At 70.0% G+C, this 26,403-nt stretch carries 25 protein-coding genes; 12 read left to right on the forward strand and 13 right to left on the reverse strand.

Going from position 1 to position 26,403, the window contains the following annotated elements:
- Positions 1 to 9: 9 nt before the first annotated feature.
- Entirely contained in the window at positions 10 to 1,677 is a 1,668-nt protein-coding gene (locus ACWF9G_RS28135; protein ID WP_452518981.1) for a methyltransferase, read from the forward strand.
- A gap of 171 nt (positions 1,678 to 1,848) precedes the next feature.
- A complete protein-coding gene (locus ACWF9G_RS28140) occupies positions 1,849 to 2,316 on the forward strand; it encodes a MarR family winged helix-turn-helix transcriptional regulator (protein WP_379310113.1) in 468 nt (155 codons plus the stop codon).
- Here the strand turns inward: ACWF9G_RS28140 and hisI are convergent.
- Positions 2,313 to 2,657 (reverse strand): phosphoribosyl-AMP cyclohydrolase, encoded by a 345-nt coding sequence (gene hisI, locus ACWF9G_RS28145; RefSeq protein WP_189033976.1) that lies wholly within the window; start codon positions 2,655 to 2,657, stop codon positions 2,313 to 2,315. The two genes, ACWF9G_RS28140 and hisI, sit on opposite strands and share 4 nt — an antisense overlap.
- On the reverse strand, positions 2,654 to 3,961 hold the full coding sequence (locus ACWF9G_RS28150) for a PucR family transcriptional regulator (protein WP_452518983.1): 1,308 nt from the start codon (positions 3,959 to 3,961) through the stop codon (positions 2,654 to 2,656). The genes hisI and ACWF9G_RS28150 overlap by 4 nt, the downstream gene beginning before the upstream one ends.
- A 202-nt stretch (positions 3,962 to 4,163) precedes the next feature.
- On the opposite strand from ACWF9G_RS28150, the gene ACWF9G_RS28155 reads away from it, so the two are divergent.
- The 7 genes from ACWF9G_RS28155 to ACWF9G_RS28185 all read left to right on the forward strand — a co-directional run bounded on the left by ACWF9G_RS28155 (position 4,164) and on the right by ACWF9G_RS28185 (position 10,872).
- Positions 4,164 to 4,922, forward strand: a complete 759-nt coding sequence (locus ACWF9G_RS28155; RefSeq protein WP_379310115.1) for an ABC transporter ATP-binding protein — start codon at positions 4,164 to 4,166, stop codon at positions 4,920 to 4,922.
- The gene (locus ACWF9G_RS28160) at positions 4,919 to 5,653 is read left to right on the forward strand and encodes an ABC transporter ATP-binding protein (RefSeq protein ID WP_379310116.1); all 735 of its coding nucleotides are present in this window, start codon (positions 4,919 to 4,921) and stop codon (positions 5,651 to 5,653) included. Before ACWF9G_RS28155 ends, ACWF9G_RS28160 begins: the two co-directional genes overlap by 4 nt.
- Positions 5,650 to 6,528 carry a branched-chain amino acid ABC transporter permease gene (locus tag ACWF9G_RS28165; protein ID WP_379310117.1) on the forward strand — a complete coding sequence of 293 codons (879 nt, stop codon included), beginning with the start codon at positions 5,650 to 5,652 and terminating at the stop codon, positions 6,526 to 6,528. The genes ACWF9G_RS28160 and ACWF9G_RS28165 overlap by 4 nt, the downstream gene beginning before the upstream one ends.
- Complete coding sequence (locus ACWF9G_RS28170) at positions 6,525 to 7,571, forward strand: branched-chain amino acid ABC transporter permease (RefSeq protein WP_379310118.1); 1,047 nt, start codon at positions 6,525 to 6,527, stop codon at positions 7,569 to 7,571. Before ACWF9G_RS28165 ends, ACWF9G_RS28170 begins: the two co-directional genes overlap by 4 nt.
- The gene (locus ACWF9G_RS28175) at positions 7,561 to 8,811 is read left to right on the forward strand and encodes an ABC transporter substrate-binding protein (protein WP_379310119.1); all 1,251 of its coding nucleotides are present in this window, start codon (positions 7,561 to 7,563) and stop codon (positions 8,809 to 8,811) included. The genes ACWF9G_RS28170 and ACWF9G_RS28175 overlap by 11 nt, the downstream gene beginning before the upstream one ends.
- A gap of 66 nt (positions 8,812 to 8,877) precedes the next feature.
- A complete protein-coding gene (locus ACWF9G_RS28180) occupies positions 8,878 to 9,630 on the forward strand; it encodes a hypothetical protein (protein WP_452518986.1) in 753 nt (250 codons plus the stop codon).
- Positions 9,631 to 9,714: 84 nt separating this feature from the next.
- Complete coding sequence (locus ACWF9G_RS28185; RefSeq protein ID WP_452518988.1) at positions 9,715 to 10,872, forward strand: acyl-CoA dehydrogenase family protein; 1,158 nt, start codon at positions 9,715 to 9,717, stop codon at positions 10,870 to 10,872.
- Between the two features lies 1 nt (position 10,873).
- Here ACWF9G_RS28185 and hisF read toward each other — a convergent pair whose 3' ends face one another.
- From hisF to ACWF9G_RS28210, 5 genes are all read right to left on the reverse strand, one after another.
- On the reverse strand, positions 10,874 to 11,689 hold the full coding sequence (hisF, locus tag ACWF9G_RS28190) for an imidazole glycerol phosphate synthase subunit HisF (protein ID WP_379308764.1): 816 nt from the start codon (positions 11,687 to 11,689) through the stop codon (positions 10,874 to 10,876).
- 5 nt (positions 11,690 to 11,694) lie between these two features.
- Positions 11,695 to 12,516 carry an inositol monophosphatase family protein gene (locus tag ACWF9G_RS28195; protein ID WP_379308763.1) on the reverse strand — a complete coding sequence of 274 codons (822 nt, stop codon included), beginning with the start codon at positions 12,514 to 12,516 and terminating at the stop codon, positions 11,695 to 11,697.
- A gap of 8 nt (positions 12,517 to 12,524) precedes the next feature.
- Positions 12,525 to 13,256 carry a bifunctional 1-(5-phosphoribosyl)-5-((5-phosphoribosylamino)methylideneamino)imidazole-4-carboxamide isomerase/phosphoribosylanthranilate isomerase PriA gene (gene priA, locus ACWF9G_RS28200; RefSeq protein WP_379088469.1) on the reverse strand — a complete coding sequence of 244 codons (732 nt, stop codon included), beginning with the start codon at positions 13,254 to 13,256 and terminating at the stop codon, positions 12,525 to 12,527.
- A gap of 331 nt (positions 13,257 to 13,587) precedes the next feature.
- A complete protein-coding gene (locus ACWF9G_RS28205; RefSeq protein ID WP_452518990.1) occupies positions 13,588 to 14,808 on the reverse strand; it encodes an RNA-guided endonuclease InsQ/TnpB family protein in 1,221 nt (406 codons plus the stop codon).
- Positions 14,809 to 15,098: 290 nt separating this feature from the next.
- On the reverse strand, positions 15,099 to 15,701 hold the full coding sequence (locus tag ACWF9G_RS28210) for a maleylpyruvate isomerase family mycothiol-dependent enzyme (RefSeq protein ID WP_452518991.1): 603 nt from the start codon (positions 15,699 to 15,701) through the stop codon (positions 15,099 to 15,101).
- 224 nt (positions 15,702 to 15,925) lie between these two features.
- On the opposite strand from ACWF9G_RS28210, the gene ACWF9G_RS28215 reads away from it, so the two are divergent.
- From ACWF9G_RS28215 to ACWF9G_RS28225, 3 genes are read left to right on the forward strand one after another with little or no spacing between them, the layout of a single operon-like run.
- Positions 15,926 to 17,164 carry a DUF2786 domain-containing protein gene (locus ACWF9G_RS28215; protein WP_452518993.1) on the forward strand — a complete coding sequence of 413 codons (1,239 nt, stop codon included), beginning with the start codon at positions 15,926 to 15,928 and terminating at the stop codon, positions 17,162 to 17,164.
- Positions 17,165 to 17,216: 52 nt separating this feature from the next.
- Complete coding sequence (locus tag ACWF9G_RS28220) at positions 17,217 to 17,993, forward strand: helix-turn-helix domain-containing protein (protein ID WP_452518994.1); 777 nt, start codon at positions 17,217 to 17,219, stop codon at positions 17,991 to 17,993.
- A 54-nt stretch (positions 17,994 to 18,047) separates the two neighbouring features.
- The gene (locus ACWF9G_RS28225; protein WP_452518995.1) at positions 18,048 to 19,031 is read left to right on the forward strand and encodes an alpha/beta fold hydrolase; all 984 of its coding nucleotides are present in this window, start codon (positions 18,048 to 18,050) and stop codon (positions 19,029 to 19,031) included.
- A 17-nt stretch (positions 19,032 to 19,048) separates the two neighbouring features.
- On the opposite strand, the gene hisH is transcribed toward ACWF9G_RS28225, so the two are convergent.
- The 6 genes from hisH to ACWF9G_RS28255 form a co-directional block, all read right to left on the reverse strand.
- The gene (gene hisH, locus ACWF9G_RS28230) at positions 19,049 to 19,684 is read right to left on the reverse strand and encodes an imidazole glycerol phosphate synthase subunit HisH (RefSeq protein ID WP_452518996.1); all 636 of its coding nucleotides are present in this window, start codon (positions 19,682 to 19,684) and stop codon (positions 19,049 to 19,051) included.
- Positions 19,681 to 20,295: an imidazoleglycerol-phosphate dehydratase HisB gene (hisB, locus tag ACWF9G_RS28235; protein ID WP_189033963.1), complete on the reverse strand. Its 615-nt coding sequence runs from the start codon at positions 20,293 to 20,295 to the stop codon at positions 19,681 to 19,683. Before hisB ends, hisH begins: the two co-directional genes overlap by 4 nt.
- An 18-nt stretch (positions 20,296 to 20,313) precedes the next feature.
- Positions 20,314 to 21,441 (reverse strand): histidinol-phosphate transaminase, encoded by a 1,128-nt coding sequence (locus ACWF9G_RS28240; protein WP_452518997.1) that lies wholly within the window; start codon positions 21,439 to 21,441, stop codon positions 20,314 to 20,316.
- Positions 21,438 to 22,775, reverse strand: a complete 1,338-nt coding sequence (hisD, locus tag ACWF9G_RS28245; protein WP_379308754.1) for a histidinol dehydrogenase — start codon at positions 22,773 to 22,775, stop codon at positions 21,438 to 21,440. Before hisD ends, ACWF9G_RS28240 begins: the two co-directional genes overlap by 4 nt.
- A 153-nt stretch (positions 22,776 to 22,928) precedes the next feature.
- Positions 22,929 to 24,527, reverse strand: coding sequence for a serine/threonine-protein kinase (locus ACWF9G_RS28250; protein WP_379308753.1), 1,599 nt, complete (start codon positions 24,525 to 24,527; stop codon positions 22,929 to 22,931).
- A gap of 88 nt (positions 24,528 to 24,615) precedes the next feature.
- Positions 24,616 to 26,397: a penicillin-binding transpeptidase domain-containing protein gene (locus ACWF9G_RS28255; protein ID WP_452518999.1), complete on the reverse strand. Its 1,782-nt coding sequence runs from the start codon at positions 26,395 to 26,397 to the stop codon at positions 24,616 to 24,618.
- Between the last annotated feature and the right edge of the window lie 6 nt (positions 26,398 to 26,403).

A 26,403-nucleotide genomic window follows, 5' to 3' on the forward strand; every position in this document is an offset into this window, starting at 1 on the left:
GGAGGACGCGTGACCCGTTCGCCGGCAGTGCAGCCCCGGATCGACCCCCTCGATCACGACCGCGTGGAAGCGGCCGTGCGGTTCGTCAGAACGCAGGACACCGACAGCGTGCTCACCCGGCTGCTGCCCCACCTGGGCGAATCCGAACGCAGAGCGATCGCAGGCCGCTGCCGGTTCGACCATGTGGGGGTGCTGGTGTTTCCCCCCGACCTCGCGGCACTGGACGAGATGCTGGCGATGCACGATCTCGCCGTGGTATCAACCGGCCCCAGCGTGGTTGTCCGCCGGCGATTGGCGGCGCGGCACGGCCTGGATCCGCGGCACGTGCCGGTCCAGATCGTGCGGGCCGCACTGCGGGCCGCCGATGGAACACCCTGCGAGATAGAGATCTTCGCGCTGCTCGACGCACCGGCACAGGTGTCGGCCGCCGAGCGCGCCGACGCGCGCGAAGCCCACATCGCGTTGGCCACCGGCCCCATCGACGACGTCGCCCTCGCCGGGCTGTGCGCGCTGCTCACCGGGCCGGGCGGACTCCGTCCCGACGGCGGCGGCCACAACGACAGGGAGGACGCGACCAGCTTCTATTTCGCCCGGCCCGGCGCGGGAACCGACCGGATGGAACTCCACGTCGCCGGTGCCAACCCGCGCGCGCTGGCGAGGCACATCGGCGAGTCCGACGACCCGGCGACACGGCTGCTGCGGCTGCTCACCGGAGCCTGGGCCACCCAGGCGCTGGCCGTAACCGCCGAGTGCGGGATCGCCGACCGGCTCGCCGGGGCACCGGGCAGCCCGGTGAGCGAGCTCGCCGCACAGACCGAGACCGACCCCGGCGCACTCGCCCGGCTGCTGCGCTATCTGGTCCAGCTCGATGTCGTCGAGCCGAGCGGAGCGGGCTACGCACTCACCGATGTCGGCGCGCTCCTCGCCGCGGACGCCCGGCCCTCCCTGCATCCGCTGGCCCGCCTGTACGGCGGCGCGTTCTACGAGTCCTTCGGCGAACTGGGCTACGCCGTGCGCACCGGGCGGACGGCCTTCGACCACCACTTCGGCCTGCACCATTTCGAGTACTTCGGCGCCGACCCCGCCCGCGCGGACCTGTTCGACAGCGCGATGGCCGCAGGCGCGGCGATCTTCGGCCAGGTGGCGGATCAGATCGGTGCCGCCACGGCACGCACGGTGGTCGACATCGGCGGCGGCAACGGCGAACTGCTGGCACGCGTGCTGGCCGCGCATCCGCACCTGCGCGGAATTCTGTTCGAACGGGAGACGACCCTCCCGCGCGCACGAACCACCATCGATCGAGCGGGTTGTCTCCCGCGCTGCGAGTTCATCGGCGGCGACTTCTTCACCGCCGAGGTACCGACCGGCGGCGATATCTATCTGCTCTCGCGAGTACTGCACGACTGGGACGACGCCGACTCCCGGACCATCCTGCTCCGCTGCGCGGCGGCGATGTACGAAAACGCCCGGCTCTACCTCGTCGAACGGCTGCTCCCCGAGGACGAGTCCCGTTCCCTGGTACCCGCCTGGGACCTGCACATGCTGTGCAATGTCGGCGGTCGCGAACGAACCGGCGCGCACTACCGAGCCCTGCTGAAGTCGGCCGGGCTCGACCTGATCACCCGCGAGGAGTTGCCTCTCGGTTTCGCGATGCTGCATGCCCGACGCGCTGGTTGAGCATGCTCGCCGTGCCCCGCTGTGGCCCGTGCGATAGATCGCGCGGGCCGCTGTGAGTGACCTCACGACCACCGCCATCTCGCGGACGCCGCAGCGACGTCGTGGCAAACTTATTCCGGTGCGCGCCCCAGTACACCAGCCCTGCCGTCCGGCCGCGAGGCAGTGCAGGCGATGACCCAGTGGCTCGACCCCGTCGAACAGCGCGCGTGGCAGGCGATCGTGGCGCTCATGACCCGGATCCCGGGCGCATTGGACACCCGCTTGCAACGGGAGTCCGGGCTGACCCATTTCGAGTTCAGGGTGCTGAGCCTGCTGTCCGAGGAAGCGGGCCATCGCCTGCAATTGAGTGACCTCGCCCACAAAGCAAATGCGTCGCTATCGCGCCTGTCGCATGTGGTCTCCAAGCTGGAGCGGCTCGGCTGGGCCCGCCGCGACACGACCGCGGGCAGGCGCGGGGTGCATGCCGTGCTCACCGATGCCGGTTTCGAGAAGGTGCTCGAGGCGGCGCCCGGGTACGTGGACGCCGTGCGCAGACTGGTCCTGGACTGTCTCGACGCCGAGCAGACCGCCCAGCTGGCCGAGCTCGGGGAAACCCTGTCGGACCGGCTGAACCGGGTGCTCGCCGAGGACGGCGACTAGTCGGCGGCGAGCAGCACGTCGGTGTCGAAGCAGGTGTGCGTGCCGGTGTGGCAGGCCGCGCCCTCCTGGTCGACGATCAGCAGGATCGTGTCGCCGTCGCAGTCCAGGCGCACCTCGTGCACGTACTGGGTGTGGCCGGAGGTCTCGCCCTTGACCCAGTACTGCTGACGCGAGCGCGAATAGTACGTGCCCTTGCGGGTTTCGATGGTCCTGGCCAGCGCCTCGTCGTCCATCCACGCCATCATCAGCACGTCGCCGGTCGACTTCTCTTGGGCGACGGCGGCGACCAGACCCGCCTCGTTGCGCTTGAGGCGTGCGGCGATGGCGGGATCCAGGCTCATGCCTCGTTTATAACAGCCGCACCGTGGCGACCCGACTGCCCGGTCTGCAGCTCGATCGCCACCAGCAGTTCGACCAGGTCGTTGACGCTGCGCACATTGCGGCCGGTGAGTTCCTGGATCCGCCCGAGCCGGTACTTGGCGGTGTTCAAGTGGATCCGCAGGGTGTCGGCGGCCTCGCGCAGGTTCATGTCGGCGGCGGCGAAGGCGCGGATGGTCTCGGCCAGCGAGCCGCCGCGGGCGCGGTCGTCGGCCAGTGCGGTGCCGATGCGCGGGTCGACGAGCTGGCGGGTGGTGTCGTCGGCCCGCAGCAGCAGGTACCGGAACGGCGTCATCTGTGGCAGCGCGAGGACGCCGCCGTCCTCGGGCAGCAGGGCGAGTGCGGCCTGGGCCTGCCGGTAGGCGCGCGGGATCTGGGCGACCTCGGTGACCGCGGTGCTCACGCCGACGGCGAGCGCGATGCCCTCGGCGGCGAGTTCCGCGCGCATCGCGCGCAGTCGTTCGCACAGCTGCTCGGCCGAACCGTCGCGCCCGAGCGCGGGAATCGCCACGATCTCGCCGCCGCGCACCACCGAGAGCGTGCGCAACCCGTTGACGCCGACCCGCGCCGCGGCGGCCGACACCAGTTGCCGTGTCTCACTGAGCCCGTCGGCGGACGCGTCAAGCACGACAGCGGTCACGACTACCAGCGGTGTGGTGCGATCGGCGCCGATCCCGTGCGCGGTGGCCACCGACAGATGCGGCCCGCCCGCGGGCAGCGTTCCCTCCAGCAGCGTGTCCATCAGCGCCTGGCTGTCGCGGCCCGACTCGGCCGCCACGTACTGCTGGAACTCCAGGTAGGCGTCGGTGGCCTGAGTGCTGATCAGGTCGGTGTAGCGGGCCAGCGGACCGGCCAGCGACAGCACGGCCTCGCGGCCCGCCTCGGTGTCGCCCGCGTGGGCGAGCAGCGACTTCCAGATGGCGCGCTGACCCAGCCGGAACGCGGCGATGTAGTCGACCAGCGGCAGACCCGAGCGCGCCCTGCGCGCGGCGGCCTGCCTGGCGTAGGTGACATCGGCCGGGGTGACCCGCTTGCGTTCGAGCAGCGCGCCGAGACCGGTGCGGCTGAGCCGGGCCAGCTGGTCGTGCACGTCGGCGAGGAAGCCGGGGTCGGCGGTCCCGTAGCCGGGCAGCTCGGCGCGCAGCTTGGTCATCACGTCGTCGGCGATGTCGTCGGCGTGGTCGTAGGCGCAGGCGACGATCCGGGCACGTTCGGCGTGCAGCGGGTCCGAGACCGACGCGGTGAGCAGATGTGATCCAGCCGACATGTCCGGGGAGTTTGCATGTCCGGTTTCCCGGTGTCAACCAGGCAGTGTCCGATCGGCATGCTCGGGCGGCCTCCGCGGTCACGCTCCGCTATCGCCTCCGGCCGCTCGAGCCGGGACCATGTCCGCAGCGGACGAGATCGCGCGCAGAATTTGGTCCGCAACGTCCGATGTGGCCGGTGACCTGCGAACTTACCGTCATCGCATGCTCGAAATAACCAACCTGACGGTGCGCTTCGGCGGGATCACCGCCCTGCGGGAGGTCGGGTTCGCGGTCGCTCCCGGCGAGATGGTCGGCCTGATCGGACCGAACGGAGCGGGCAAGACCACCCTGTTCAACTGCATGACCCGGCGCAACCGCCCGACCTCGGGCACCCTGCGCTATCGCGACACCGATCTGTCGACCGTCCGGCCCGACGCGCTGGCCGGCCTCGGCATCGCCCGGACCTTCCAGAACCTCGGCCTGTTTCCCCGCCTGTCGGTGCGCGACAACGTCCTCGTCGGCGCGCACCACCGTGCCACCGCCGGTTTCGTCTCCGCGGGACTGCGGCTGCCGAAGGTCCGCCGGGAAGAACGGGCCCTGCGCGCCGAAGCCGACGATCTGCTCGAGCGGCTCGACCTGACCGCGGTCGCCGACCATCCGGCCTCGGGCCTCCCGTTCGGCACGCTCAAACGCATCGAACTGGCCAGAGCGCTCGCGGTCCGGCCGCGGCTGCTGCTGCTCGACGAGCCGGTCAACGGCCTCAGCCACGGCGAGGTCGACGAATTCGCCGAACGCCTGCGCGCGCTGCAGACCGACCTCGACCTCACCGTCGTGGTGGTCGAACACCACATGGGTTTCGTCATGGGCACCTGCGATCGCGTGGTGTGCCTCGAGTTCGGGCAGGTCATCGCCGAGGGCGAACCCGAAGCGGTGCAACGTGATCCGGCCGTCATCCGTGCCTACCTGGGAGCGGCGGCATGAGCGCGCAGAGCGAATTTCTGTCCATCACCGACCTGCACGCGGGTTACGGCGCGGCGAAAGTACTGCACGGCGTGAGCTTTTCGGTCGCCGAGGGCGCGGTCTGCGCGATCCTCGGCCCGAACGGCGCGGGCAAGACGACCCTGCTGCGCGCCCTGTGCGGCATGGTCAAGGTGCGCGGCACCCTGCGGCTGGACGGCACCGAGGTGACCGGCCGCGCTCCGGAGGCGATGGCCCGGCTCGGTGTCGCCCACGTCCCCGAGGGCCGTGGCACCTTCGCACCGCTGTCGGTCGAGGAGAACCTGCGCCTCGGCGCCTACACCCGGCGCGACCGCTCGGGCACCGAGGCGGACCTGCGCCGCATCTACGACTACTTCCCGATCCTGCGCGACAAGCGCCGCGATCCGGCGGGCGGGCTGTCGGGCGGCCAGCAGCAGATGCTCGCCATCGGCCGTGCGCTGATGCTGCGCCCACGGGTGCTGCTGCTCGACGAACCCTCGCTCGGGCTGTCCCCGCTGGTGACCCAGGAGCTGTTCGGGATCGTGCACACCATCAACGAGGAGGAACGCACCACCGTGATCGTCGTCGAGCAGAACGCGCATCTGGCCCTCGGGATCGCCCATCAGGCACATGTGCTCGAGACCGGGCGCATCGTGTTGTCCGGCACCGCCGAACAGATCAGGGCCGATGATCAGGTCACCCGCTCCTACCTGGGAATCCGGGTGCAGCCGTGACCGAATTCGTGCAGCAACTCGTCGAGGGACTCTCGGCGGGCGCGATCTACGCGGGCCTCGCGCTGGCCCTCGTCCTGATCTACCGGTTCACCGGCATCGTCAACTTCGCCCAGGGCGAGCTCGCCATGTTCTCGGCGTTCCTGGCCTGGCAGCTCAGCCAGACCATGCCGTTCTGGGCGGCACTGCCGCTCACGCTGGCGATCTCCTTCGTCGCGGGCATGCTCATCGAGCGGGTGGTGATCCGCCCGGTCGAGGGCGCTCCCGAGATCACCCTGGTGATCGTCACGGTCGGGTTGTTCTTCACCGTGCACGCCGTGGCAGGCTGGATCTGGTCGTACCAGGTGAAGTCGTTCCCGAATCCGTTCCCGGACGGCGCTTTGCGCACCGCGGGCATCAGCGTCGGCTACGGCAGCCTCGGCATCTTCGCTGTTGTCGGTGCGGTGATGGGACTGCTGTATCTGCTGTTCCGCTTCACCGGGATCGGCTTGGCGATGCGGGCGGTGGCCTGTAATCCCCAGTCCGCCAAGCTGGTCGGCATCCGGGTCGGCACCGTCCTCGCGCTCGGCTGGGGCCTGGCCGCGCTGGTCGGCGCGGTCTCGGGGGTGCTGTCGGCCCCGCTGCTGTTCCTCGAGCCGAACATGATGGGCGGCGTCCTCATCTACGCCTTCGCCGCGGCGACCCTCGGCGGCTTCGACTCTCCCGGCGGCGCGGTGGCCGGCGGCCTGATCGTCGGCGTCGCCGAAACCCTCACCGGCGCCTATGTCGACGCGATCGGCACCGAACTCAAGATCGGTGTGCCGCTGGTGATCATCCTGGGCGTGCTGTTGCTGCGCCCGCAAGGTCTGTTCGGACACGCGGCGGTGGAACGGGTATGAGCGAGTTGAACACGATAACGACGACATCGACTTCGGGCGCGCCATCGGCGGCTTCGTTCGCCGACCGGCTCGGACAGCTCCGCTGGCCGGTGATCGCCACCGCGGTGGTGATCCTGGTGGCCTGCGCGGCGCCGTTCCAGCTGGTGCCCTTCCGCACCTTCCAGCTCGCCATGGCCATGATCTACGCCGTCACCCTGCTCGGGTTGAACCTGCTGGTCGGCCACACCGGCCAGATCTCGCTGGGTCACGGGGCGTTCTTCGCGGTCGGCGCCTACACCGCGGCCGTGGCGATGGAACGGTGGGACACACCGTATTTCGCGACCATCCCGATCGCGGCGGCGGTGACCTTCGTCCTCGGCTTCGCGCTCGGCGTCCCGGCGCTGCGGCTGCGCGGGTTGTACCTGGCGCTGGTCACCCTGGCGATCGCGATCTTCCTTGTCCCGCTGCTCAAGCGATTCGACGGGCTGACCGGCGGCTCGATGGGACTCACCGTCACCAAGCCGGTGCCGCCCGCCTGGACCGGGCTGGCCGAGGATCAGTGGCTGTACTTCCTGGCGCTGGTCACCACCGTCCTGAGCTTCGTGCTGGTCGCCGGGATGCTGCGGTCGCGGGTGGGGCGCGCGCTGCACGCGGTGCGCGACAACGAGATCGCCGCCGAAGTGCTCGGCGTGAACCTCGCCCACTACAAGACGCTCGCCTTCGCCTGGAGCGCGCTGCTGGCCGGTGTCGCCGGCTGTGTCTACACATGGGTGATCGCGTTCGTCTCGCCGGACTCGTTCGCTCTGACCCTGTCGGTGACGCTGCTGGCCGGCCTGGTCGTCGGCGGGCTCGGCACCACGTGGGGACCGGTGCTCGGCGGGTTGTTCGTGATGTTCGTGCCCAGCTTCGCTCAGGACGTCAATCAGGCGGCACCCGGCGTCATCTTCGGACTGCTGATCATCGCGGTCATGTACCTCGCGCCCACCGGACTGGCCGGTCTCACCGGCCGGCTGGCGCAACGGCTCGGACATCTCGTTCGGAAAGGGAAAACACATGCGCACTAAGGCGATCCACTCGCTCGGCCTCGCGGCGGCGCTGCTCGCGACACTCACCGCCTGCGGTGGTCGTGGCGCCGACACCGGCACCGTCGGGCTCGGCGACTGCAAGGGGCAGCAGACCACCGGCATCACCGACACCAGCATCAAACTCGGCGGGGTGTATCCGCTGTCGGGTCCGGCCTCGGCGTACAGCGAACTCCCCAAGGGCATCAAGGCCTACTTCGACTACGTCAACGCCGAACAGGGTGGCATCGACGGACGCAAGGTCGAGTACGTGGTGCGCGACGACAGCTACCAGCCGCCCAAGACCGTCGAGGAGACGCGCAGGCTCGTCGAACAGGATCAGGTGTTCGCGGTCTTCCAGACCCTCGGCACTGCCACGTCCTCGGCGGTGTGGGACTACCTCGGCCAGCGCAAGGTGCCGCAGGTGTTCGTCGCCACCGGAGCCACCAAGTTCGGCGCAGGCACCGAACATCCGTGGACCATGGGCTGGCAGCCCAGCTACCGCACCGAAGCCCTCGCCTACGCGACGTACGTGAAGGCGCAGCGACCGACCGCGACCGTGGCGGTGCTCTACCAGAACGACGACTTCGGCAAGGATCTGCTCGCCGCGTTCACCGAGGGGGTCGCAGGCAGCGGCGTCAAGGTCGTCGCGGAGCAGAGCTTCGAGGTCACCGACCCCACCGTCGACGCGCAGGTCCGCAACCTCGCGAACTCGAAAGCCGATGTGCTGCTGAATTTCTCGACCCCGAAGTTCGCCTCGCAGGCGCTGGCCGCCGACGTGCGCAACACCGACTGGAATCCGCTGCACGTGGTGACCCAGGTGTCGAACACGATGGCCACGCTGCGGCCGGTCGGGCTGGAGAACGTCCAGGGCGTGGTCACCGCCGCCTTCCTCAAGGACCCGGCCGACGCGCGCTGGGCCCAGGACGCGGGCATGCAGACCTTCAAGTCGAAGGTGGCGCAGTACGCGCCCGGCGCCGATCCGGAGAACCAGCACACCTTGGCAGGCTGGGCGATGGCCGAGAGCTTCCGCAAGACGATGGAATCGGCGACGTGCCCGACCAGGGAGGGCCTGCGCGATGCGATGCGCTCGCTCGACAACGTCTCGGTCGACCTGCTGCTGCCCGGCATCACGATGAAGACCGGCGCGGACGACGGCTATCCCCTCGAAGCCGTCGGCATCCAGACCTTCTCGGGCAACCACTGGTCGCTCACCGACGGCCTGATCGACACCGGCAAATAGCCCCCGCTCGTTCCGCGGCACGCCGCGAAACACCCGAAGAACACCCCCGATCGATGAGGATCACCGATGAAGATGTCCACCACGCTCGCGACCGCCGCCCTGACGGCGCTGGCCCTCTGTGTCGGCACCGGCACCGGCCACGCCGACCCGGCACCGGCGCAGACCGACGTGCACTACGAGGTCAGCAGGCAGGGCGATACCGCCGTCGTCACCACCAGTGACGGCAAACTCCAGGTCGTCGGCGACCAGCTGGTGCTCACCACCGGCGCCGATGTCCCGGTCGCCGCGCTGCCGCTGTCCTACCGCATGGACGACAAGGTCTTTCCGATCGCCGCCACGATCGACGGCGGCAAAGCCACGCTGACACCGTCCAAGGACGGCGGTGCCCCGGCCGCCGCAGCGACGAACGTGATCACCCAGGACTCGGCCGTACAGCAGGTCGCCGAATCCTTCACCCCACGTGACCAGACGGCGCTCGGCATCTTCGCCCAGCGCCTGACCATCGGCAGCGCCGTGGCGGCCATCATCGGCGCCGTGCTCGGCGGCGGTATCGGCTGTCTGGTCGGTGGCGCGGCGGGTGCGGCCATCGCCAGCCCGGTGATCGTGCTCCTGGTCCCGTGGGTCGGCGCCACGGTCGCCGGGTGTGTGCTCGGCGCGGCCACCCTCGGCGCGGTCGGCGGCATGGTCGGGCTGGTCACGGTCGGCGGGCCGCTGGCGCTGTTCTCGGCCTACCAGTACTTCTCGACGATCGTCGCGCCGTGCCCGGCCGAACTCGGCGCGTACTGCAAGGACCCCACGGTGCCTGCCCCCGCGAAGTAGCACCGTCCGCACTCCGCCGGCCCGCCCGAACCACGATCGGGCGGGCCGGCTCGTGGCCGTTTCCCGGCCGGTAAGGAATTCCTGATGCGCAGAACAGTTTTCGACGCCGATCACGCCGCGTTCCGGGCGACGATGCGCGCGTTCATCGAATCCGAGGTGGTACCGAGCTTCGGCAAGTGGTACGACGACGGGCTCGTGCCGCGCGAATTCTATTACCGGCTCGGCGAACTCGGCGTCTTCGGGCTCGAGGCGCCGGTCGAGTTCGGCGGGGCAGGTCGCGAGTCGTTCGGGTACCGGACCGTGCTCGCCGAGGAGATCGCGCGGGCCGCTGTCTCCTTCGGTGGTTCGAGCGCCCACGTCACCCGGTGCCTGCCGCTGGTCAAGACGCTGGCCACCCCGGCGCAGCAGGCGCGGTGGATGCCCGGCATCGTCACCGGCGACATGATGTTCGCGCTGGCGGTGGCCGAGCCGGGCACCGGTGCGGAACCCGGCGAGATGCGCACCACCGCACCGCTGTCCGTCGACGGCGGCACGTATGTGGTGAACGGATCGAAGACCTACGTGACCGGTGGCGTGCACGCCGACCGGGTCATCGTGTGCGCGCGCACCGCCGCGCCCCGCCCCGACGACCCGTCCTACGGCCTGTCCCTGCTGGTCGTTGACGCGACGGCCGCGGGCTTCCGGGTCGGGCGCCAGCTCGACACGCTGGGCCGCAAGGTCAGCGGCACCGCCGAACTGACCTTCACCGATGTGCGGGTGCCCGCCGCCGACCTGCTCGGCACGCCACACCAGGGGATCACCCATCTCTCCGGGCAACTGCCCCAGGAACGCCTCGGCATCGCCGTCGGCGCCTACGCCCAGGCCAAGGCCGCGATCCGCTTCGCGCGCAAGCACACCCAGGACCGCGTCGCGTTCACCCACCCCGTCTCGGCCTTCCAGAACACGAAGTTCGAACTCGCCGCCTGCCAGACCGAGGTCGACGCCGTCGAGGCGGTCGTCGATCGCGCGCTCGCCGCACACGACCGCGGCGAACTCGGCGCCGCCCACGCCGCCTCGGCGAAACTGTTCGCCACCGAAACCGCGGGCCGTGTCATCGACCGCTGCCTGCAATTGCACGGCGGCGCAGGCTATCTCACCGACTCCCCCATCGCCCGCCTCTACGCCGACCACCGCATCGACCGCATCCAGGGCGGCAGCAGCGACGTGCTGCGCACGATCATCGCCGCCGAAATGGGGCTGTAAGTCAGCGGACGGTGATTCCCTCGGCGCGCATCGCGGCCTTGACCTGGCCGATGGTGAGGTCGCCGAAGTGGAACACGCTGGCGGCCAGGACCGCGTCGGCACCCGCGTGCACGGCGGGCGGGAAGTGCTCGACCGCGCCCGCGCCGCCGCTGGCGATCACCGGGACGCTCACCGCGGCGCGGACCGCGGCGATCATCGGCAGGTCGAAGCCCGTCTTGGTGCCGTCGGCGTCCATCGAGTTCAGCAGGATCTCGCCGACGCCGAGTTCGGCGCCGCGGATGGCCCATTCGACCGCGTCGATGCCGGTGCCGCGCTTGCCGCCGTGGGTGGTGACCTCCCAGCCCGACGGGGTGTCGGGCTGGCCGTCGGGCACGGTGCGCGCGTCGACCGAGAGCACGATGCACTGGGCGCCGAAGCGCTGCGACATCTCGAACAGCACCTCGGGGCGGGCGATGGCGGCGGTGTTCACCGACACCTTGTCCGCGCCGGCGCGCAGCAGCCGGTCGACGTCGGAGACGGTGCGCACGCCGCCGCCGACGGTGAGCGGGATGAAGATCTGCTCGGCGGTGCGGGTCACCACGTCGAGCATGGTGCCGCGATCGCCGGTGGAGGCGGTGACGTCGAGGAAGGTCAGTTCGTCGGCGCCCTGGGCGTCGTAGGTGGCGGCCAGTTCGACCGGGTCGCCCGCGTCGCGCAGGTTCTGGAACTTGACGCCCTTGACCACCCGGCCCGCGTCGACGTCGAGGCAGGGGATCACGCGGACGGCCAAGGTGCTCGGCGCCGCCGTCTCCGGCCGTTCCTCGGTGCGCGGTGTCATGGTGTTCACCCTCGTTCTTCTTCGGTGACCGTGCAGATCATGTCCAGGAGTTCTTCGTGCACCCCGGGCGCGGCGGCCAGCACCGAACCGGAGGTGATCGTCCACGGCGCGCCTGCCAGGTCGGTGACCACGCCACCCGCGGCCCGCACCAGCGCGACACCGGCCGCGTTGTCCCACGGATGGTGCCCGAACACGACCGCGCCGCCGAGCACGCCGGAGGCCGTGAAGGCCAGGTCGATGCCGGTGGCGCCGTGCATCCGCACCCGTGAGGACAGCCTGCTCAGCGCGCCGAGCAGGTCGAACCGGAACTGGCCGGGGATGCGGCCCGCCGAGTCGAGATTGAACGCGCCGAACCCGATCATCGCGTCGGCGAGCTTGCCCGGCTCCAGCGGCGGCATCGCGACGCCGTCGACGAGCAGCGGACCGCCGGCGACCGCGGAATAGCGGTGGCCGAGCAGGGGCAACCAGGTCAGGCCGATCACCGGTTCGCCCTCGTGCACCAGCGCGAGCAGCGTGCCCGACATGGGGTGGCCGGAGGAGTAGTTGAAGGTGCCGTCGATCGGGTCGAGCACCCACGCCGTGCCCGAGGTGAGCGCCGGGCCGCCGAATTCCTCGCCGTGCACCGCGATTCCGGTGCGCTGCTGCAGTTCGGCGGTGATGGTGCGTTCCAGCTCGAGGTCGAGTTCGGTGGCGAAGTCGTTGCGGCCCTTGGCGACCGCGCTCGGCGCACCGATCCCCTCGACGAAGCGCGGGACGACCCCGTCCAGTACCTGGGTGGCGACGGCCAGCAGGTCGGTCAGTTCGGCGGTGCTCGGTGCGGCGGTCATCGTGGGGGTCAGCGCACCGCGGCCAGGGCTTCGGGCAGGGTGAACCGGCCCGCGTAGAGCGCCTTGCCGATGATCGCGCCCTCCACGCCCTCCTCGGCAAGGCCCGCGATGGCGACGAGGTCGTCGAGCACCGAGATACCGCCGGAGGCGACCACCGGTGCCTCGGCGGCGTTGGCGACCTCGCTCAGCAGCTCGAGGTTGGGGCCGGTCAGCGTGCCGTCCTTGGAGACATCGGTGACGACATAGCGCGCGCACCCGTCGCGCTCGAGGCGTTCGAGCACCTCCCACAGATCGCCGCCGTCGGTCACCCAGCCGCGACCACGCAGCCGCCATTCCCCGTCGATCTGCTTGACGTCGAGCCCGACCGCGATCCGGTCGCCGTACTCACCGAGCACCCGCGCACACCACTGCGGGTTCTCGATCGCCGCGGTACCGATGTTGACCCGCGCGCACCCGGTGGCCAGCGCCGCCTTCAGCGAGTCGTCGTCGCGGATACCGCCGGACAGCTCGACCTTGACATCGAGCTCACCGACGACCTGGGCGATCAGCTCCCGATTGCTTCCCTTGCCGAACGCCGCGTCCAGGTCGACCAGATGCACCCACTCGGCACCGGCCTGCTGCCATGCCAGCGCCGCGTCCCGCGGCGACCCGTAGCTGGTTTCGCTACCGGCCTCCCCCTGCACGAGGCGCACGGCCTCACCATTGGCGACATCGACAGCGGGCAACAGCACAAGACTCACAAGGGCAGCTTAGTAGGTCCGGACTCCGGTTCCCTTCATCGGTCTGCCGAGGTGAGGCCCGTGTCACCCGGGCAGCGGAAGCCGTGTGACGTTCACCCAGGTGGGCCGCAGCGGTTTGCAGAGTTCAGGTATTCCACCGCCGATCAGCTCGTCGAGGACGACGCTGCGGCCACCGACCGAGAGGGTGATGGCCTCGCCTCCCCTTCCCCGAGCCTCCAGTCCGTCGCCCCACGACAAATGGATGTCGGAGGCCACGAATTGCAGCCCGGGAAAAGCACAAGACTCACATGTTGACGTCCTCCCGCGGCTGAAGCCGGGGATTCCAACCTACCTAGACGGTAGTTGGGTGGTATCGCCTCGCGGTTTTCCCACCTGGTTCCTGCTTCGCAGACCGGGTAGCCCCGAGGTCTCCACAGGCCGACACGGCATGCCCTGCCGCGTACAGAATATTCTTGGCCGCGTTAACATCCGCGTTCTCACTGTGCCCGCAGTTAGTACACCTGAACACCGCTTGGCTCTCACGGTTTTCCGGGTCCACACTGCGGCAGCCCGAACACGTCAAAGACGTATACGCCGCCGGTACCTTCACGACCTGAGCGCCCGTGTACCGGGCGACACCGTACAGAGCCGACTCGAAGGCATACCAACCCTTGTCCAGAATGGAGCGGTTGAGCCCGGCCTTCTGCCTGACCTCGCTGCCGGGATGTTCTAGCGTTCCCTTCGCAGAGGCGGTCATGCTATGGATACGCAGATCCTCGAGCGCGACGAGGGCATGCCGTGTGGCGAGCCGGCTCGAGGTCCACGCACAGAAATCGGCCCTGCGGTCACGCTCGCGTCGCCGAATCACCCGCAGCGCGGCAAGCGTCTTCTTCCGGTTCGCGCTGACTTTGCGCTGCCGGGCCAACTGCTGCTGCAACCGCCGATACCGGACCGCCTCACCCCGGGTGCGGAACTGCCGGTCCCACAGGGTGCCGTCTGACACCGCGACCGCCACCTTGACACCACGATCCACACCAACCGCCGAAGTCCCGACATGTTGGGGCGGGGTGGTGTGGCCGTCCTCGACGAGGAACGAAACAAACCAGCGCTGTCCGTCTCGCGATACCGTGGCCGACCGCACCATCCCACCCAGACTGCGTGACCAGCGGAACCGCACCCACCCCAGCTTCGGCAACTTCGCTCGCCCCCACCGCTTACCGAGCCGCTCGACAGCAATCTGTTTTCCGGCGGGAAACCGGAACGACGGCGACCATGCCCGGCCGGACCGCCACCGCACCTGAAACGTACCGTGCTGGCGGCAGGCTCGATCCAGATCCATCAAGGTTTGCTGCAACACGTGCGACGGCGCGGTCTTCAACCAGTCATGGGTGTTCTTGGCACCGGCGAGTTGCGCAGCCTGCTCGTGGTAGTTGATCCACGAGCCGCGGCGGCGGTACTCGCGTCGCTGCTCGAGCCCGGTGTTCCACACCGACCGGCAGATCGCCCCGATCGTTTCGGCGAACTCGGCCTGCCCGTGCGTGAACTCGACCCGATACTTACGTCCGGTAAGCACGGCTCACCTCGAATCCCCGAGATCTCCCCTCCCCAAGCATTCGCCCATTCTCACTGCTGCCGCGAGGAATCCAAAATCACTGGCGATGCGGCTTGCAGCTACCTGAACAAACCTTGCGCTCGACCCGGGCGTCCTGGTGATCCAGGCCTAGTTTCGGAGGGAACACGGTGCGCAAGGCTGGGTCGATTGACATAGGTGGTCTCCGCCCCGACGTCTTGGGTGCGGGTGGTCGACGTACGCCACCGCACTCCCAATGCGTCCGGGTACTGCGGGCGGAAAGCCGGCCGAAGTCAGCTGCAGCGGCGGCGGAGTTCGGGAACGCCGCCGCCGGTGAGTTCGTCGAGGACGACGGTGCGGCCGACGACAGCGAGGGCGATGGCCTCGCCGGGGCCGCGGACTTCCGGGCCGTCACCCCAGGACCATCCGATATCGGTGGCCACGAACCGCAGGCCCCTGGTCCGCTTACCCGGGGAGGCGAACGGGTCCGGATAGGACAGGACCGCGATCAGGCGATCAGCGGGAATGGTGCGCGGGCGCCGCAGTGGCCGCCGGATGTCCTGCTGGTGCACCATCAGATCCGACAGCATGAGCCGCGGCGAGAATTTCGACAGCTTGCCCGATTCGTGTTCGAACTTGTGCACCAGCTGCGCGGTCGGCAAGGTCGCGAACGAGGCGGCGAGCGCGTTGTTGATCCGGTCCACCGAACCGCGGTTGCGCGCCGCGGCGGCCGCGTAGTCGAGTGGGCCGAGCGTGTCCGTCAGCAGGTGACCGACGACGTCACGCACCCGCCAGCCCGCGCACAGCGACGGTGTCTCCCACTCCTGCTCGGTGAGCCCGCGTAGCAGTTCGACCAGTTCCCGACGTTCGTCGGCCAGCATCCCCCGATAGCTCATGTCGTCACCCTAAGCCAGCGCGGCGCGATCTGGAACCGCTTCGGCTCGGATCCCCTTGGGCGAGAAACGAAGTCGATTCGCCGGCGCCGGGCACTCCCGAACGTTGCTGATCGACCGGATGAGCACGCCGCGCCACCGGGGCCGTACGGGACAATGGACGACGCGAACAATTCGCTGCTGCCCCCGCCCGGCAGTTCCTCCGACGGACAAGGATCCCGCAGCTCGTGGCCAAGCAGAACCGTCGTCGCCGCACAGGACGGCGACCGGCGGCCGCCGCCGGACTTCCGGTCGAGGCCGCGCTGTCGGGTGATCCAGCGCAGGTCGCCGACGCGATCGCGACCGTCGCCTTCCTCGCCGCCCAGGGTGACACCACCGCGATCGAGCGCTTCGCCGAGCAGGTCGCCGGTGCGGACCTGGCTCGGGGAGTCGAGCTCGCCGGTGCCCGGATCATCGACAGGGCGTTCGAGTTCGGATGGTTGCCCGCCGACATCCATGCCGCCGCGCGCAGGCGGGTGGACGAGTTCGCGGCCGGTTATCTGACGGATCTGATGGCCGCGCACCGCGTCGACTTCGCCGCCGAAGCCGTCGACGAGATCTGGCAGTCGCAACTGGACGAGGTGGGCGCCACGGTGTGGTGGACAGCGCAGCGCTCGCACCTCGCGCAGTGGGCCGACCGCACGCTGCTCACCGCTTCCGAAGCGCTTGTCGCCGCACTGACCGCCCTCGCCCTGCTCATCCGCCTGCCGAAACTCGAACAGATCCTGCCGCTGCCCGGCACCGCGCGCAGGCACGCGCACCACCATGTCGACGAGAAGACCCTCGGCCGGGTCCGCGGGCTCCTGGCCAAAGCCGAGTCGACCTCCTTCGCCGAGGAGGCGGAAACCCTCTCGGCCAAGGCGCAGGAACTCATGACCAAATACGCGATCGACCGCGCCTTGCTCGACCACGGAACCCCCGGCCACGACCTCCCCGCCGCCCGCCGCATCTGGCTGGAAACCCCCTACACCGACGCCAAAGCCCTCCTCGTCGACATGGTCACCCGCGCCAACCGCTGCCGCGCGATCTTCCTCGCCGACTGGGGCTTCGTCACCATCGTCGGCGACGACACCGACCTCGACGCCGTCGAACTCCTGTCGACCTCGCTGCTGGTCCAAGCCACCCGCGCGATGATCGAGACCACGACCACCGAGGAATCCCGCTCCCGCCACTACCGCAAGGCCTTCCTCACCGCCTACGCCGCCCGCATCGGCGAGCGCCTCACCAAGGCCGCCGAGGCGACGATCGCCGAATCCCCCGACCCGGACCGCCTGCTCCCGGTCCTCGCGTCCCACCAGCAGCGAGTGGACAAGGCCTTCGACACCTACTTCCCCACCGTCCGCACCAGGGGCATCACGATCCGCAGCGAGCAGGGCTGGGACGCGGGCACCGAAGCCGCCGACCGCGCCCGCTTCGACAACCACTGACCCGTTGCCGGGACGGCCACCACGCTCGTAGTCTCGAACGGTGCGGCCGATCATGTCCGAACGTGAACTCGCGGGCTGGGAGGTAGCCGGACCGAGCGCACCCTCGATCGATGGGGTGGCGATGGGCGGTTTTCGCGATCGGGTCGGCACCGGGGCCGACATGCAGGTCGTCGCCCGGCCGGACGTCATCGTGGTCGTCCAGTTCGGCGAGAGCAGACTCGCCGTGGGAAATACCCTCGGGCAGAACAGCTTCGGTGGTGTGGTCGCCGGCCTGTCGCCGGGACCGCACCGTGTCGGCACGCACCGATTCGAATGTCTCGAGGTGCGTTTGTCGCCGATCGCCGCCTACCGGCTGCTGGGTGGTGTACCCGGCGATCTGCGCGACACTGTGGCCGATATCGGCGACGTCTGGGGCACGGCGGCAACACTGCTCCGCGAGCAATTGGCCGAAACGGCAACGTGGGCAAACCGATTCGCTCTGACGACCGGGTTCCTCACCGACCGGGCATCGACCAGGTCAGCCGACCCCGAAGTCGCCGCCTGCTGGCATCGCGTCGTCGCGAGCAACGGTGACGTGCGGGTACGGGACCTGGCCGAGCTCACCGGATGGAGTCGCAAACGCGTGTGGTCGAGATTCACGGCGCAGGTCGGGGTGACGCCCAAACGTGCCGCGATGGTGGTCCGGTTCAGGTCGGCGTTCGACCTGCTGGTGTCGGGCCGCTCCCCCGTCGATGTGGCGGTGGCCTGCGGATATTCGGACCAGTCACATCTGCACCGTGATGTCTTGGCCTTCGCCGGGATCACGCCGGGCGTGCTCGCGGCGCCCTGACCGCCGGAACATTCGTTCAAGACGCCGCCCGCACCCGAGCCCGACAGTAGGTGCATGAGCAAATCCCAGGGACTCGAACACCGGATCCGAGCGGCCGAACAACGGGTGGCCGGCACCTACGGACTGACGATCACCGAACGCCTGGTCACACTCCGCGACCCCTCGGTGCAGGTCCGCGTCCTGACGACAGGATCCGGTGACCCTGTCGTCCACATCAACGGCATCTCGGCGCCCGTCATGGGCATGGCACCCCTCGTCGCCCAGTTGCCCGGGTTCCGGCACATCCTCGTCGATCTGCCGGGCCACAGCCTCGCGCCCCCGTATTCCTGGCAGGGACGGACCGTCCGCGAGCTCGCGATGGGCGTGCTCACCGGAACTCTGGACGCGCTGGAGGTGGAACAGGCCGCGTTCGTCGGCAGTTCGCTGGGCGGCCTGTTCACCCTGTGGGCGACGCTGGACGCACCGGACCGGCTGACGCGAGCGGCGATCGTCGCCACCCCGGCCACCGCACTACCCGGATCCCGGGGCATCGCCGAGATGGCATCGCTGACCTCCCCGATCCGTGGCGGTCTCGACCAGCGCCTGATGCAACTACCGTCCCCTCGGTTCGTCGCCCGCTTCGCCCTCACGGAGGCGATCGGCGCCCCCGCGGCACGTGCCATGTCCGACGACCTGCTCGACCTGCACCGCCTGCCACTGCGCCTGCCCGGCCAAGCCGCGTCGTACCGCGCCCTGCTGTGCCGACTCATGCGCGGCCGCACCCCGCATCCCGAAAACGTCCTGACCGACGAAGAACTGGCACGGATCGACACCCCGGTGCGGTTCGTCTGGGGCGAGCACGACGTGTTCAGCTCACCCGATCTGGCACGACCATCGGTGACGAGGATTCCCGGCGCGCGTCTCGTCGTCGTCCCCGGTGGCCACGCCCCGTGGTTCGACGACGCTGCCCGCTGCGCAGCACCGATCGCGGGCTTCCTGGCAGGCGAACCGCTCAGGCCCGCGACCGCGGAAGAAAGCCACCGCACAGGGAGCCGCTGAGCAGAGCAGCGTCCGAGCTACAGCGACCCGATCCAGTTGCGCAGCAGCTGAGCACCCGCGTCACCGGACTTCTCCGGGTGGAACTGGGTGGCCGAGAGGACACCGTTCTCGACGGCGGCGAGGAAGGGAACGCCGTGCTCGGCCCAGGTGAGCTTCGGGGGCGCGATGTGCTCGTTCTCGGGGAGTTCCCACTGCTGGGCGGCGTAGGAGTGGACGAAGTAGAGGCGGGTGTCGGCGTCGAGGCCGACGAACAGGGTGCTGTCGGCGGGGGCCTTGACCGTGTTCCAGCCCATGTGCGGGAGGACGGGGGCGTCGAGACGGGCGACGGTGCCCGGCCACTCGCCGCAGCCTTCGGTTTCCACGTCGAACTCAACCCCGCGGTCGAACAGGATCTGCATTCCGACGCAGATGCCGAGGACCGGTCGGCCACCGGCGAGGCGCTGGCCGATGATCCGCTCACCACGCACCTCACGCAGCCCGGCCATGCAGGCCGCGTACGCGCCGACACCGGGGACGACCAGCCCGTCGGCGGCGAGCGCGGCCTGCGGGTCGGCGGTGACCTCCACCTGCGCACCGGCCCGCACCAGCGCGCGCTCGGCGGAGTGCAGATTGCCGGAGCCGTAATCCAGCAGGACGACGGATTTCGAACTCACAGCACACCTTTCGTCGACGGAACGCCGCTCACCCGCGGGTCGATCTCGACGGCCGCGCGCAGAGCCCGCGCCACCGCCTTGAATTCGGCCTCGGTGATGTGGTGCTGGTCGCGGCCGTAGAGCACCCGCACGTGCAGCGCGATCCTGGCGTTCTGCGCGATCGACTCGAACACGTGCTTGTTGAGCACGGTCGAGTACGAGGCGCCGGGGCCGGCGCTCGGAATGATGGTGTGCACCAGGTGTTCCGGCTCACCGGTGAACACGCAGTACGGCCTGCCGGACACGTCGACGGCGGCGTGCGCGAGGGTCTCGTCCATCGGGATGAACGCGTCGCCGAAGCGGCGGATGCCCTTCTTGTCGCCCAGCGCCTTGCCCAGCGCCTGACCGAACACGATCGCGGTGTCCTCGACCGTGTGGTGTGCCTCGATCTCGATGTCGCCCTCGGCCCGCACGACCAGGTCGAACCCGGCGTGCGCGCCGAGCGCGGTCAGCATGTGGTCGTAGAACGGGACACCGGTGGAGATCTCGGTCTGCCCGGTGCCGTCGAGGTTCAGCTCGACCAGAATGCTGGATTCCTTGGTGACGCGCTCCACCCGCGCTGTTCTGCTCATATCGGTTGCCTCCAGCGGTCAGTGGGTGAGGTCGGTGCCCGCGATGTCGCGGCTCACGCGCAGGAACTCGTCGTTCTCCGCGGCGAGCCCGACGGTGGCGCGCAGGTAGCCGGGGATGCCGACGTCGCGGATGAGCACACCGGCATCGAGGTAGTGCTGCCAGGCGCGTCCGGCGTCGGTGAACCGGCCGAAGAGGATGAAGTTGGCGTCGCTGGGAATCACCGCGAAGCCCTGCTCGGCCAGCGCGGCGGCGACCCGGTCCCGCTGCGCCGCCAGTTCCGCGACGCTGCCCAGGGTTTCGTCGGCGTGCCGCAGGGCGGCGCGCGCGGCGGCCTGGGTGACCACCGACAGGTGGTACGGCAGGCGAACCAGCAGGATCGCGTCGATCACGGCGGGCGAGGCGGCCAGGTAACCGAGGCGCCCGCCGGCGAAGGCGAACGCCTTGCTCATGGTGCGGGTGACGACAAGCTTGGTCGGGAACCGGTCGATCAGCGTGATCGCGCTCGGCGCGGCCGAGAACTCGCCGTACGCCTCGTCGACGACGACGATGCCGGGCGCCGCCGCGAGCAGGCGCTCGAGCTCGTCGATCGGGATGCTGTGCCCCGTCGGGTTGTTCGGGCTGGTCACGAACACCACGTCGGGGTGGCGTTCGGTGATCTGCGCGACGGCGTAGTCGATGTCGAGGGAGAAGTCGCCGCTGCGCTTGGCCTCGATCCACTCGGTGTCGATGCCCTCGGAGATGATCGGGTGCATCGAGTACGAGGGCACGAAACCCAGTGCGCTGCGGCCCGGTCCGCCGAAGGCCTGCAGCAGCTGCTGCAGGATCTCGTTGGAGCCGTTGGCCGCCCACACATTGACGGTGTCGACGGCGACGCCGGTCTGACGGGTCAGGTACGCGGCGAGATCCGCGCGCAGGGCGACGGCGTCCCGGTCCGGGTACCGATGCAGGTCGGCGGCCGCGGCGCGTACCGATTCGGCGACGTCGTCGATCAGCGCCTTGCTCGGCGGGTGCGGGTTCTCGTTGGTGTTGAGCTGCACCGGCACCGTCAATTGCGGTGCGCCGTACGGGGATTTGCCGCGCAGGTTGTCGCGCAGCGGCAGCTGGTCCAGGGTCGCCGAGGCGCCGGGAACGGTGGGAGTACTCATGACAGCGCCTCGAAACGCGCCCGCACGGCCTGGCCGTGCGCGGGCAGGTCTTCGGCGTTGGCCAGGGCGACGACGTGTCCGGCGACATCCTTCAGCGCGGCCTCGGTGTACTCCACGATGTGGATGCCACGCAGGAAGGTCTGCACGCTCAGGCCGGACGAGTGCCGCGCGCAGCCCGCGGTGGGCAGCACGTGATTGGAGCCGGCGCAGTAGTCGCCCAGGCTGACCGGCGCCCACGGGCCGACGAAGATCGCGCCCGCGCTGCGCACCCGCGCCGCGACGGCCGCGGCGTCGGCGGTCTGGATCTCGAGGTGCTCGGCGGCGTAGGCGTCGACGACGCGCAGGCCCTGGGCGATGTCGTCGACGAGGACGATCCCGGACTGCTTGCCGCTCAACGCTTCCCGCACCCGCGCGTCGTGCTTGACCACGGTGAGCTGGGCGTTCAGCGCCGCGTCGACCGCATCGGCCAGCGCGACGGAGTCGGTGACCAGCACGCTGGCGGCGAGCACGTCGTGCTCGGCCTGGCTGATCAGGTCGGCGGCCACGTGCACCGGGTCGGCGGTGGCGTCGGCGAGCACCGCGATCTCGGTGGGGCCCGCCTCGGCGTCGATGCCGACCAGCCCACGGCACAGCCGCTTGGCCGCGGTGACGTAGATGTTGCCGGGTCCGGTGATGAGGACGACCGGTTCCAGCGCGGCGCCGTCGGTGTCGGTGCCGCCGTAGGACAGCAGCGCCACGGCCTGCGCGCCGCCGACCGCCCACACCTCGTCGACACCGAGCAGCGCGGCGGCCGCCAGGATCGTCGGGTGCGGCAGTCCGCCGAACTGGGCCTGCGGCGGCGAGGCGACGACCAGCGATTCCACGCCCGCGGCCTGGGCCGGGACGACGTTCATCACGACCGAGGACGGGTAGACGGCATTGCCGCCGGGCACGTACAGCCCGACCCGCTCCACCGGCACCCACTTCTCGGTGACGGTGCCGCCGGGCACCACCTCGGTGACGGTGTCGGTGCGGCGCTGGTCGGCGTGCACCTTCCTGGTCCGCTCGATGGCGACCTCGAGCGCGGCACGCACGGCCGGGTCCAGCTCCTCGAGTGCCTTGGCCAGCTCGGCGACGGGGACGCGCACCGCGGCGGGGCGAACGCCGTCGAACTTCTCGCTGTAGTCCAGCGCGGCTTCGGCGCCCCGGTCGCGGATGTCCTCGACGACCGGCCGCACATGATGCAGCACCGAGTCGACGTCGACCCCTCCGCGCGGCAGCGCGGTGCGCAGCTCGGCAGCGGAGGGAGTACGACCGCGCAGATCGACGCGGGCGAGCTCGATGCGGGGAGTCATATCGGGGTGCAGTCCTGTCTGTGCGTGGCTCAGGTCAGGTACCAGCCTAATGGGCGCCCGCCATCGCTTTTCCGGCACATCCCGCCGAAGACGACGGACCCGGCAGGGTTGTCCCCGCCGGGTCCGTCATCGATCCGTTGTCCGAGCCGGCTGTCAGCGGGTGTCGCCGTCGATCCGCAGGCTGCCGCCGGAGTTCACGACCCGCATGACCATGGCCTTGGTCTGGCCGTTGATGGTGATGCTGGCCAGGCGCATGTCGGTCGAGCCGTCGGCGTTGTTGCCCTTGACCGCGGTGATGCTGGCGAAGGTGTCGACGGTGCGGTCGTTCCAGTACTCCCGGAACGCGGCCTCACTGCCGTAGACCTTCTGCGCGGCCGGGGTGAGCAGCGACCACGAACCGGCCGGGTTGGAGAAGAAGTCCTCCACCAGCAGGCCCGCCGAGCCGATGTCGACGGTGCCGACGTTGGTGGTCTGGCCGAGCGCGGCCGGGACCGCGCTGGGCGACGCCGGACCGGCCGAGGCCTGCACCGAGGTCGACGGGTTCGCCTGCACCTGCGGCGAATTCGAGTCTGAGCTGTTCATCGCGCTGACCGCGACGGCGATGGCGGCGATCACGGCGCCGACACCGGAACCGATCAGCACCGCACGGCCCTTGCCCGCCTGCTTGCGCGGCAGGGGCGCGGGCTGGGTGGTTGTCGGCGGGTGCGCGGCGGTGTCGTGGCGCATCGGCGGGCGCGGGTTCGACCGGATCTGCCTGGTCGTCGCGGTGGAGGCGCCCGCATGCGAGGTCCGGTGCCCGGACTGCCGGATCACCTGGGTCGCGGCCGACGAGTTGCGGCGGCCGTAGGCCTCGCTGGCGGGCACGAACCCGGCGGGCACGGCATCGGCGTCGGCGAACGCGGCCAGCGCGTCGCGGGACTCGGTCATCGTCGGCCGGTCCAGCGGGTCCGGGCTGAGCAGGTCGAGCAGGAAGTCGGTGGCCGGGCCCGCATTGCGCGGCTCGCGCACCTGACCGTTGGCCGCCGCGTAGAGCACGGCTAGTGGATTGGCGTTGGCGCCGTAGGGCGGTTCACCCTCCAGCGCGTGGAACAGCGTCGCACCCAGCGCGAACACGTCGGCGGCCGGCGTCGGATCGGCACCGCGCGCGACCTCCGGCGCCAGGTAGGCGGCGGTGCCGCAGATCAGGCCCGTCTCGGTGAGGGTGACGTCACCGGCGGCGCGGGAGATGCCGAAGTCGGTGATCTTCACCTCACCGTGCTCGCCGAGCAGGATGTTGCCCGGTTTCACGTCACGGTGCACGAGTCCGGCCTGGTGGGCGGCGATCAGCGAGGACGCGACCTGCTCACCGATGCGGGCGACCTCGGTCAGCGGCAGCGGACCCTTCTGCCCCAGCTCGGCGGCCAGGCTGACCGACTTGAGGTACTCCATCACCAGGCACGGGTCACCGTTGTGCTCGGTGATGTCGAAGACGACGATGGCGTTGGGATGCTGGAATCGCGCCGCGTTGCGGGCTTCCCGAATCGCACGCTGGCGCAAGACATCCCGCTCACCCTCGGGCAGGCTGGGCTTGATGTGGATCTGCTTCACAGCCACGGAGCGTTGGAGGCGTTCGTCGACAGCGCGCCATACAACGCCTGTGCCGCCGCTACCAATACGCTCGACCAGGCGGTAATGCTCCGCGATCTTCTGACCGGTATCGATGGCGCCTACTCCGAACCTTCTCGAAATTGTGACATCCCGCGTATTGACCATGGATATGGTCCGTCGACGAGTGTAGCTGGCCCGGTGCGGACCGCGTGCGGCAGCGGGGGGATTGCCCGCCCACCTAGGGTGACATAGATCATTGTTTGGCTCTCAGCATCCGTCCGGCCGCCTCCACCGCGGGCCCCGAACTGCCCGCGTCGGCGACGAAGACCGCGAACGCGAGGTCACCGTCGATGCCGACGAACCAGCCGTGCGCGTGCTTGTCGTCGAGGTATTCGGCGGTGCCGGTCTTGCCGAGCAGCCCCGGAATATCGCGTAACGCGGTGGCGGTTCCGGCGGACACCGTCTCCCCCATCATGGTCTCTATCTGCGACGTCACGTCGGCGGGCACCGCCGCGGACGCCCGGTCCGCGGTACCGGGCCGCCCGCGCACGATGGCGGGCGCCGGCGCGGAGCCGTGCGCGAGCGAGGCGGCGACGAGCGCCATCCCGAACGGCGAGGCGGTGACTGTGCCCTGCCCGATGCTCGACTCCACCCGCTGGGCCGGGTCCTGCGCGGGTGGAACCTTCCCGGTGACGGTCGTCAAGCCGGGTGTCACATAATCCACCCCCAGACCGAGCTGCGCGGCGGCCGCGGTGAGCCCGTCGGCGGGCAAGCGCACGCCGAGTTCGGCCATCGTGGTGTTGCAGGAGCGCGCGAACGCGGTATGCAGCGGCACCGGTCCGAGATCGAAGCCGTTGTCGTTGGGAATCGTGCGGCCCTCGATGGTCGCGCGGCCAGGGCAGGGCAGCACGGTGTCGATGTTCACCCCGCCCGCCTGCAGCGCGGCCGAGACGGTGACGGTCTTGAAGGTGGAGCCGGGCGGGTAGAGGCCGGTGAGCGCGATCGGGCCTTGCGCGTCGGCCGGTGCGTTCTGCGCGACGGCCAGGACTTCTCCGGACGACGGCCGCAGGGCCACGATCGCGGCGGGCTGGGTCAGCGGTGTCAGGGCGGCCTCGGCGGCGTTCTGCAGGTCGATGTCGACGGTGGTCGCGATGTCGGTGGTCGGGGTCGGGTCGGGTCCGGCGATGCGCTGGGTGCCCTGGGCGGTCTGCGCGCGCACCGCCCACCCCGCCGCGCTGTCGGCCTGCTGCTGCCAGAGTTCGGCCAGACCCGATGTCGTCGGTCCGGCCAGGGACTTGTCGACGGTGAGCAGCCTGGTCTGCGGTGCGAGCGTCACGCCGCGCACTCCGCTCAGCGCCTGCTGGACCGGGGCGATGTCGGCTTCGCGCAGGGCGACCGCGGTGATCGGTTTGCCCTGTGCCGCAGCCAGATCCGCCCGCAACGTGGCCTCGCTGACACCGTGCGGCGCGAGCAGCGCGGCCGCGGCGGCCAGATCGGCGTCGGGTGCGACGGTCACCAGCGTCACCACCTGCTGGGTCATCAGGTCACCGCCCGAGGAGTCCAGCACGCGCGCGGGTTTCGGATAGACGGGGCTGTAACCGAGCGGTCCGAGCTCGAGCCCGGGGGCGACGGTCGCGGGATTCCAGTCGATCTTCCAGCCGTCGGTGTCGGCGGCGGTGCCGGTGCTGGTGTAGGTCCACTCGTTGCGGCCCTCTGGGCCGAATTTCCAGGTCGATTCGAGGGTGAAGGAGCTGTCGTCAGTAGCCGACACCCGGACCGAGTCGTTCTTTCCGAGGTTCTCGAACAGGGTGGTCAGCACCGGACGGGCCTGGTCGGGAGCGTCGGTGATGGCCGCGGCCGCGGCGGCGTCACCGCTGCTCAGGGCGGCGGCGAAAGCGTCGGCGACGGTCTGTGGCTGATCGGGTCCCGATGAGCACGCGACCGGCAACAAGGCGAGCGCGAGGAGCAGGACCGGTGTCTTGCGGGAGATGCGCACAGGGCCGAGGGTAGCCGGAGTCGCGGCGTCGGTACGCATCTCGCT

Source organism: Nocardia sp. NPDC055029 (genome assembly GCF_053608525.1).

Excerpts from the sequence above, each read along its gene's own strand:
- ACWF9G_RS28140 (WP_379310113.1), top strand. The coding sequence starts at position 1,849 with ATGACCCAGTGGCTCGACCCCGTCGAACAGCGCGCGTGGCAGGCGATC.
- hisI (WP_189033976.1), bottom strand. The coding sequence starts at position 2,657 with ATGAGCCTGGATCCCGCCATCGCCGCACGCCTCAAGCGCAACGAGGCG.
- ACWF9G_RS28150 (WP_452518983.1), bottom strand. The coding sequence starts at position 3,961 with ATGTCGGCTGGATCACATCTGCTCACCGCGTCGGTCTCGGACCCGCTG.
- ACWF9G_RS28155 (WP_379310115.1), top strand. The coding sequence starts at position 4,164 with ATGCTCGAAATAACCAACCTGACGGTGCGCTTCGGCGGGATCACCGCC.
- ACWF9G_RS28160 (WP_379310116.1), top strand. The coding sequence starts at position 4,919 with ATGAGCGCGCAGAGCGAATTTCTGTCCATCACCGACCTGCACGCGGGT.
- ACWF9G_RS28170 (WP_379310118.1), top strand. The coding sequence starts at position 6,525 with ATGAGCGAGTTGAACACGATAACGACGACATCGACTTCGGGCGCGCCA.
- ACWF9G_RS28175 (WP_379310119.1), top strand. The coding sequence starts at position 7,561 with ATGCGCACTAAGGCGATCCACTCGCTCGGCCTCGCGGCGGCGCTGCTC.
- ACWF9G_RS28180 (WP_452518986.1), top strand. The coding sequence starts at position 8,878 with ATGAAGATGTCCACCACGCTCGCGACCGCCGCCCTGACGGCGCTGGCC.
- ACWF9G_RS28185 (WP_452518988.1), top strand. The coding sequence starts at position 9,715 with ATGCGCAGAACAGTTTTCGACGCCGATCACGCCGCGTTCCGGGCGACG.
- hisF (WP_379308764.1), bottom strand. The coding sequence starts at position 11,689 with ATGACACCGCGCACCGAGGAACGGCCGGAGACGGCGGCGCCGAGCACC.
- ACWF9G_RS28195 (WP_379308763.1), bottom strand. The coding sequence starts at position 12,516 with ATGACCGCCGCACCGAGCACCGCCGAACTGACCGACCTGCTGGCCGTC.
- ACWF9G_RS28210 (WP_452518991.1), bottom strand. The coding sequence starts at position 15,701 with ATGAGCTATCGGGGGATGCTGGCCGACGAACGTCGGGAACTGGTCGAA.
- ACWF9G_RS28220 (WP_452518994.1), top strand. The coding sequence starts at position 17,217 with ATGTCCGAACGTGAACTCGCGGGCTGGGAGGTAGCCGGACCGAGCGCA.
- ACWF9G_RS28225 (WP_452518995.1), top strand. The coding sequence starts at position 18,048 with ATGAGCAAATCCCAGGGACTCGAACACCGGATCCGAGCGGCCGAACAA.
- hisB (WP_189033963.1), bottom strand. The coding sequence starts at position 20,295 with ATGAGCAGAACAGCGCGGGTGGAGCGCGTCACCAAGGAATCCAGCATT.
- ACWF9G_RS28240 (WP_452518997.1), bottom strand. The coding sequence starts at position 21,441 with ATGAGTACTCCCACCGTTCCCGGCGCCTCGGCGACCCTGGACCAGCTG.
- hisD (WP_379308754.1), bottom strand. The coding sequence starts at position 22,775 with ATGACTCCCCGCATCGAGCTCGCCCGCGTCGATCTGCGCGGTCGTACT.
- ACWF9G_RS28250 (WP_379308753.1), bottom strand. The coding sequence starts at position 24,527 with ATGGTCAATACGCGGGATGTCACAATTTCGAGAAGGTTCGGAGTAGGC.
- ACWF9G_RS28255 (WP_452518999.1), bottom strand. The coding sequence starts at position 26,397 with ATGCGTACCGACGCCGCGACTCCGGCTACCCTCGGCCCTGTGCGCATC.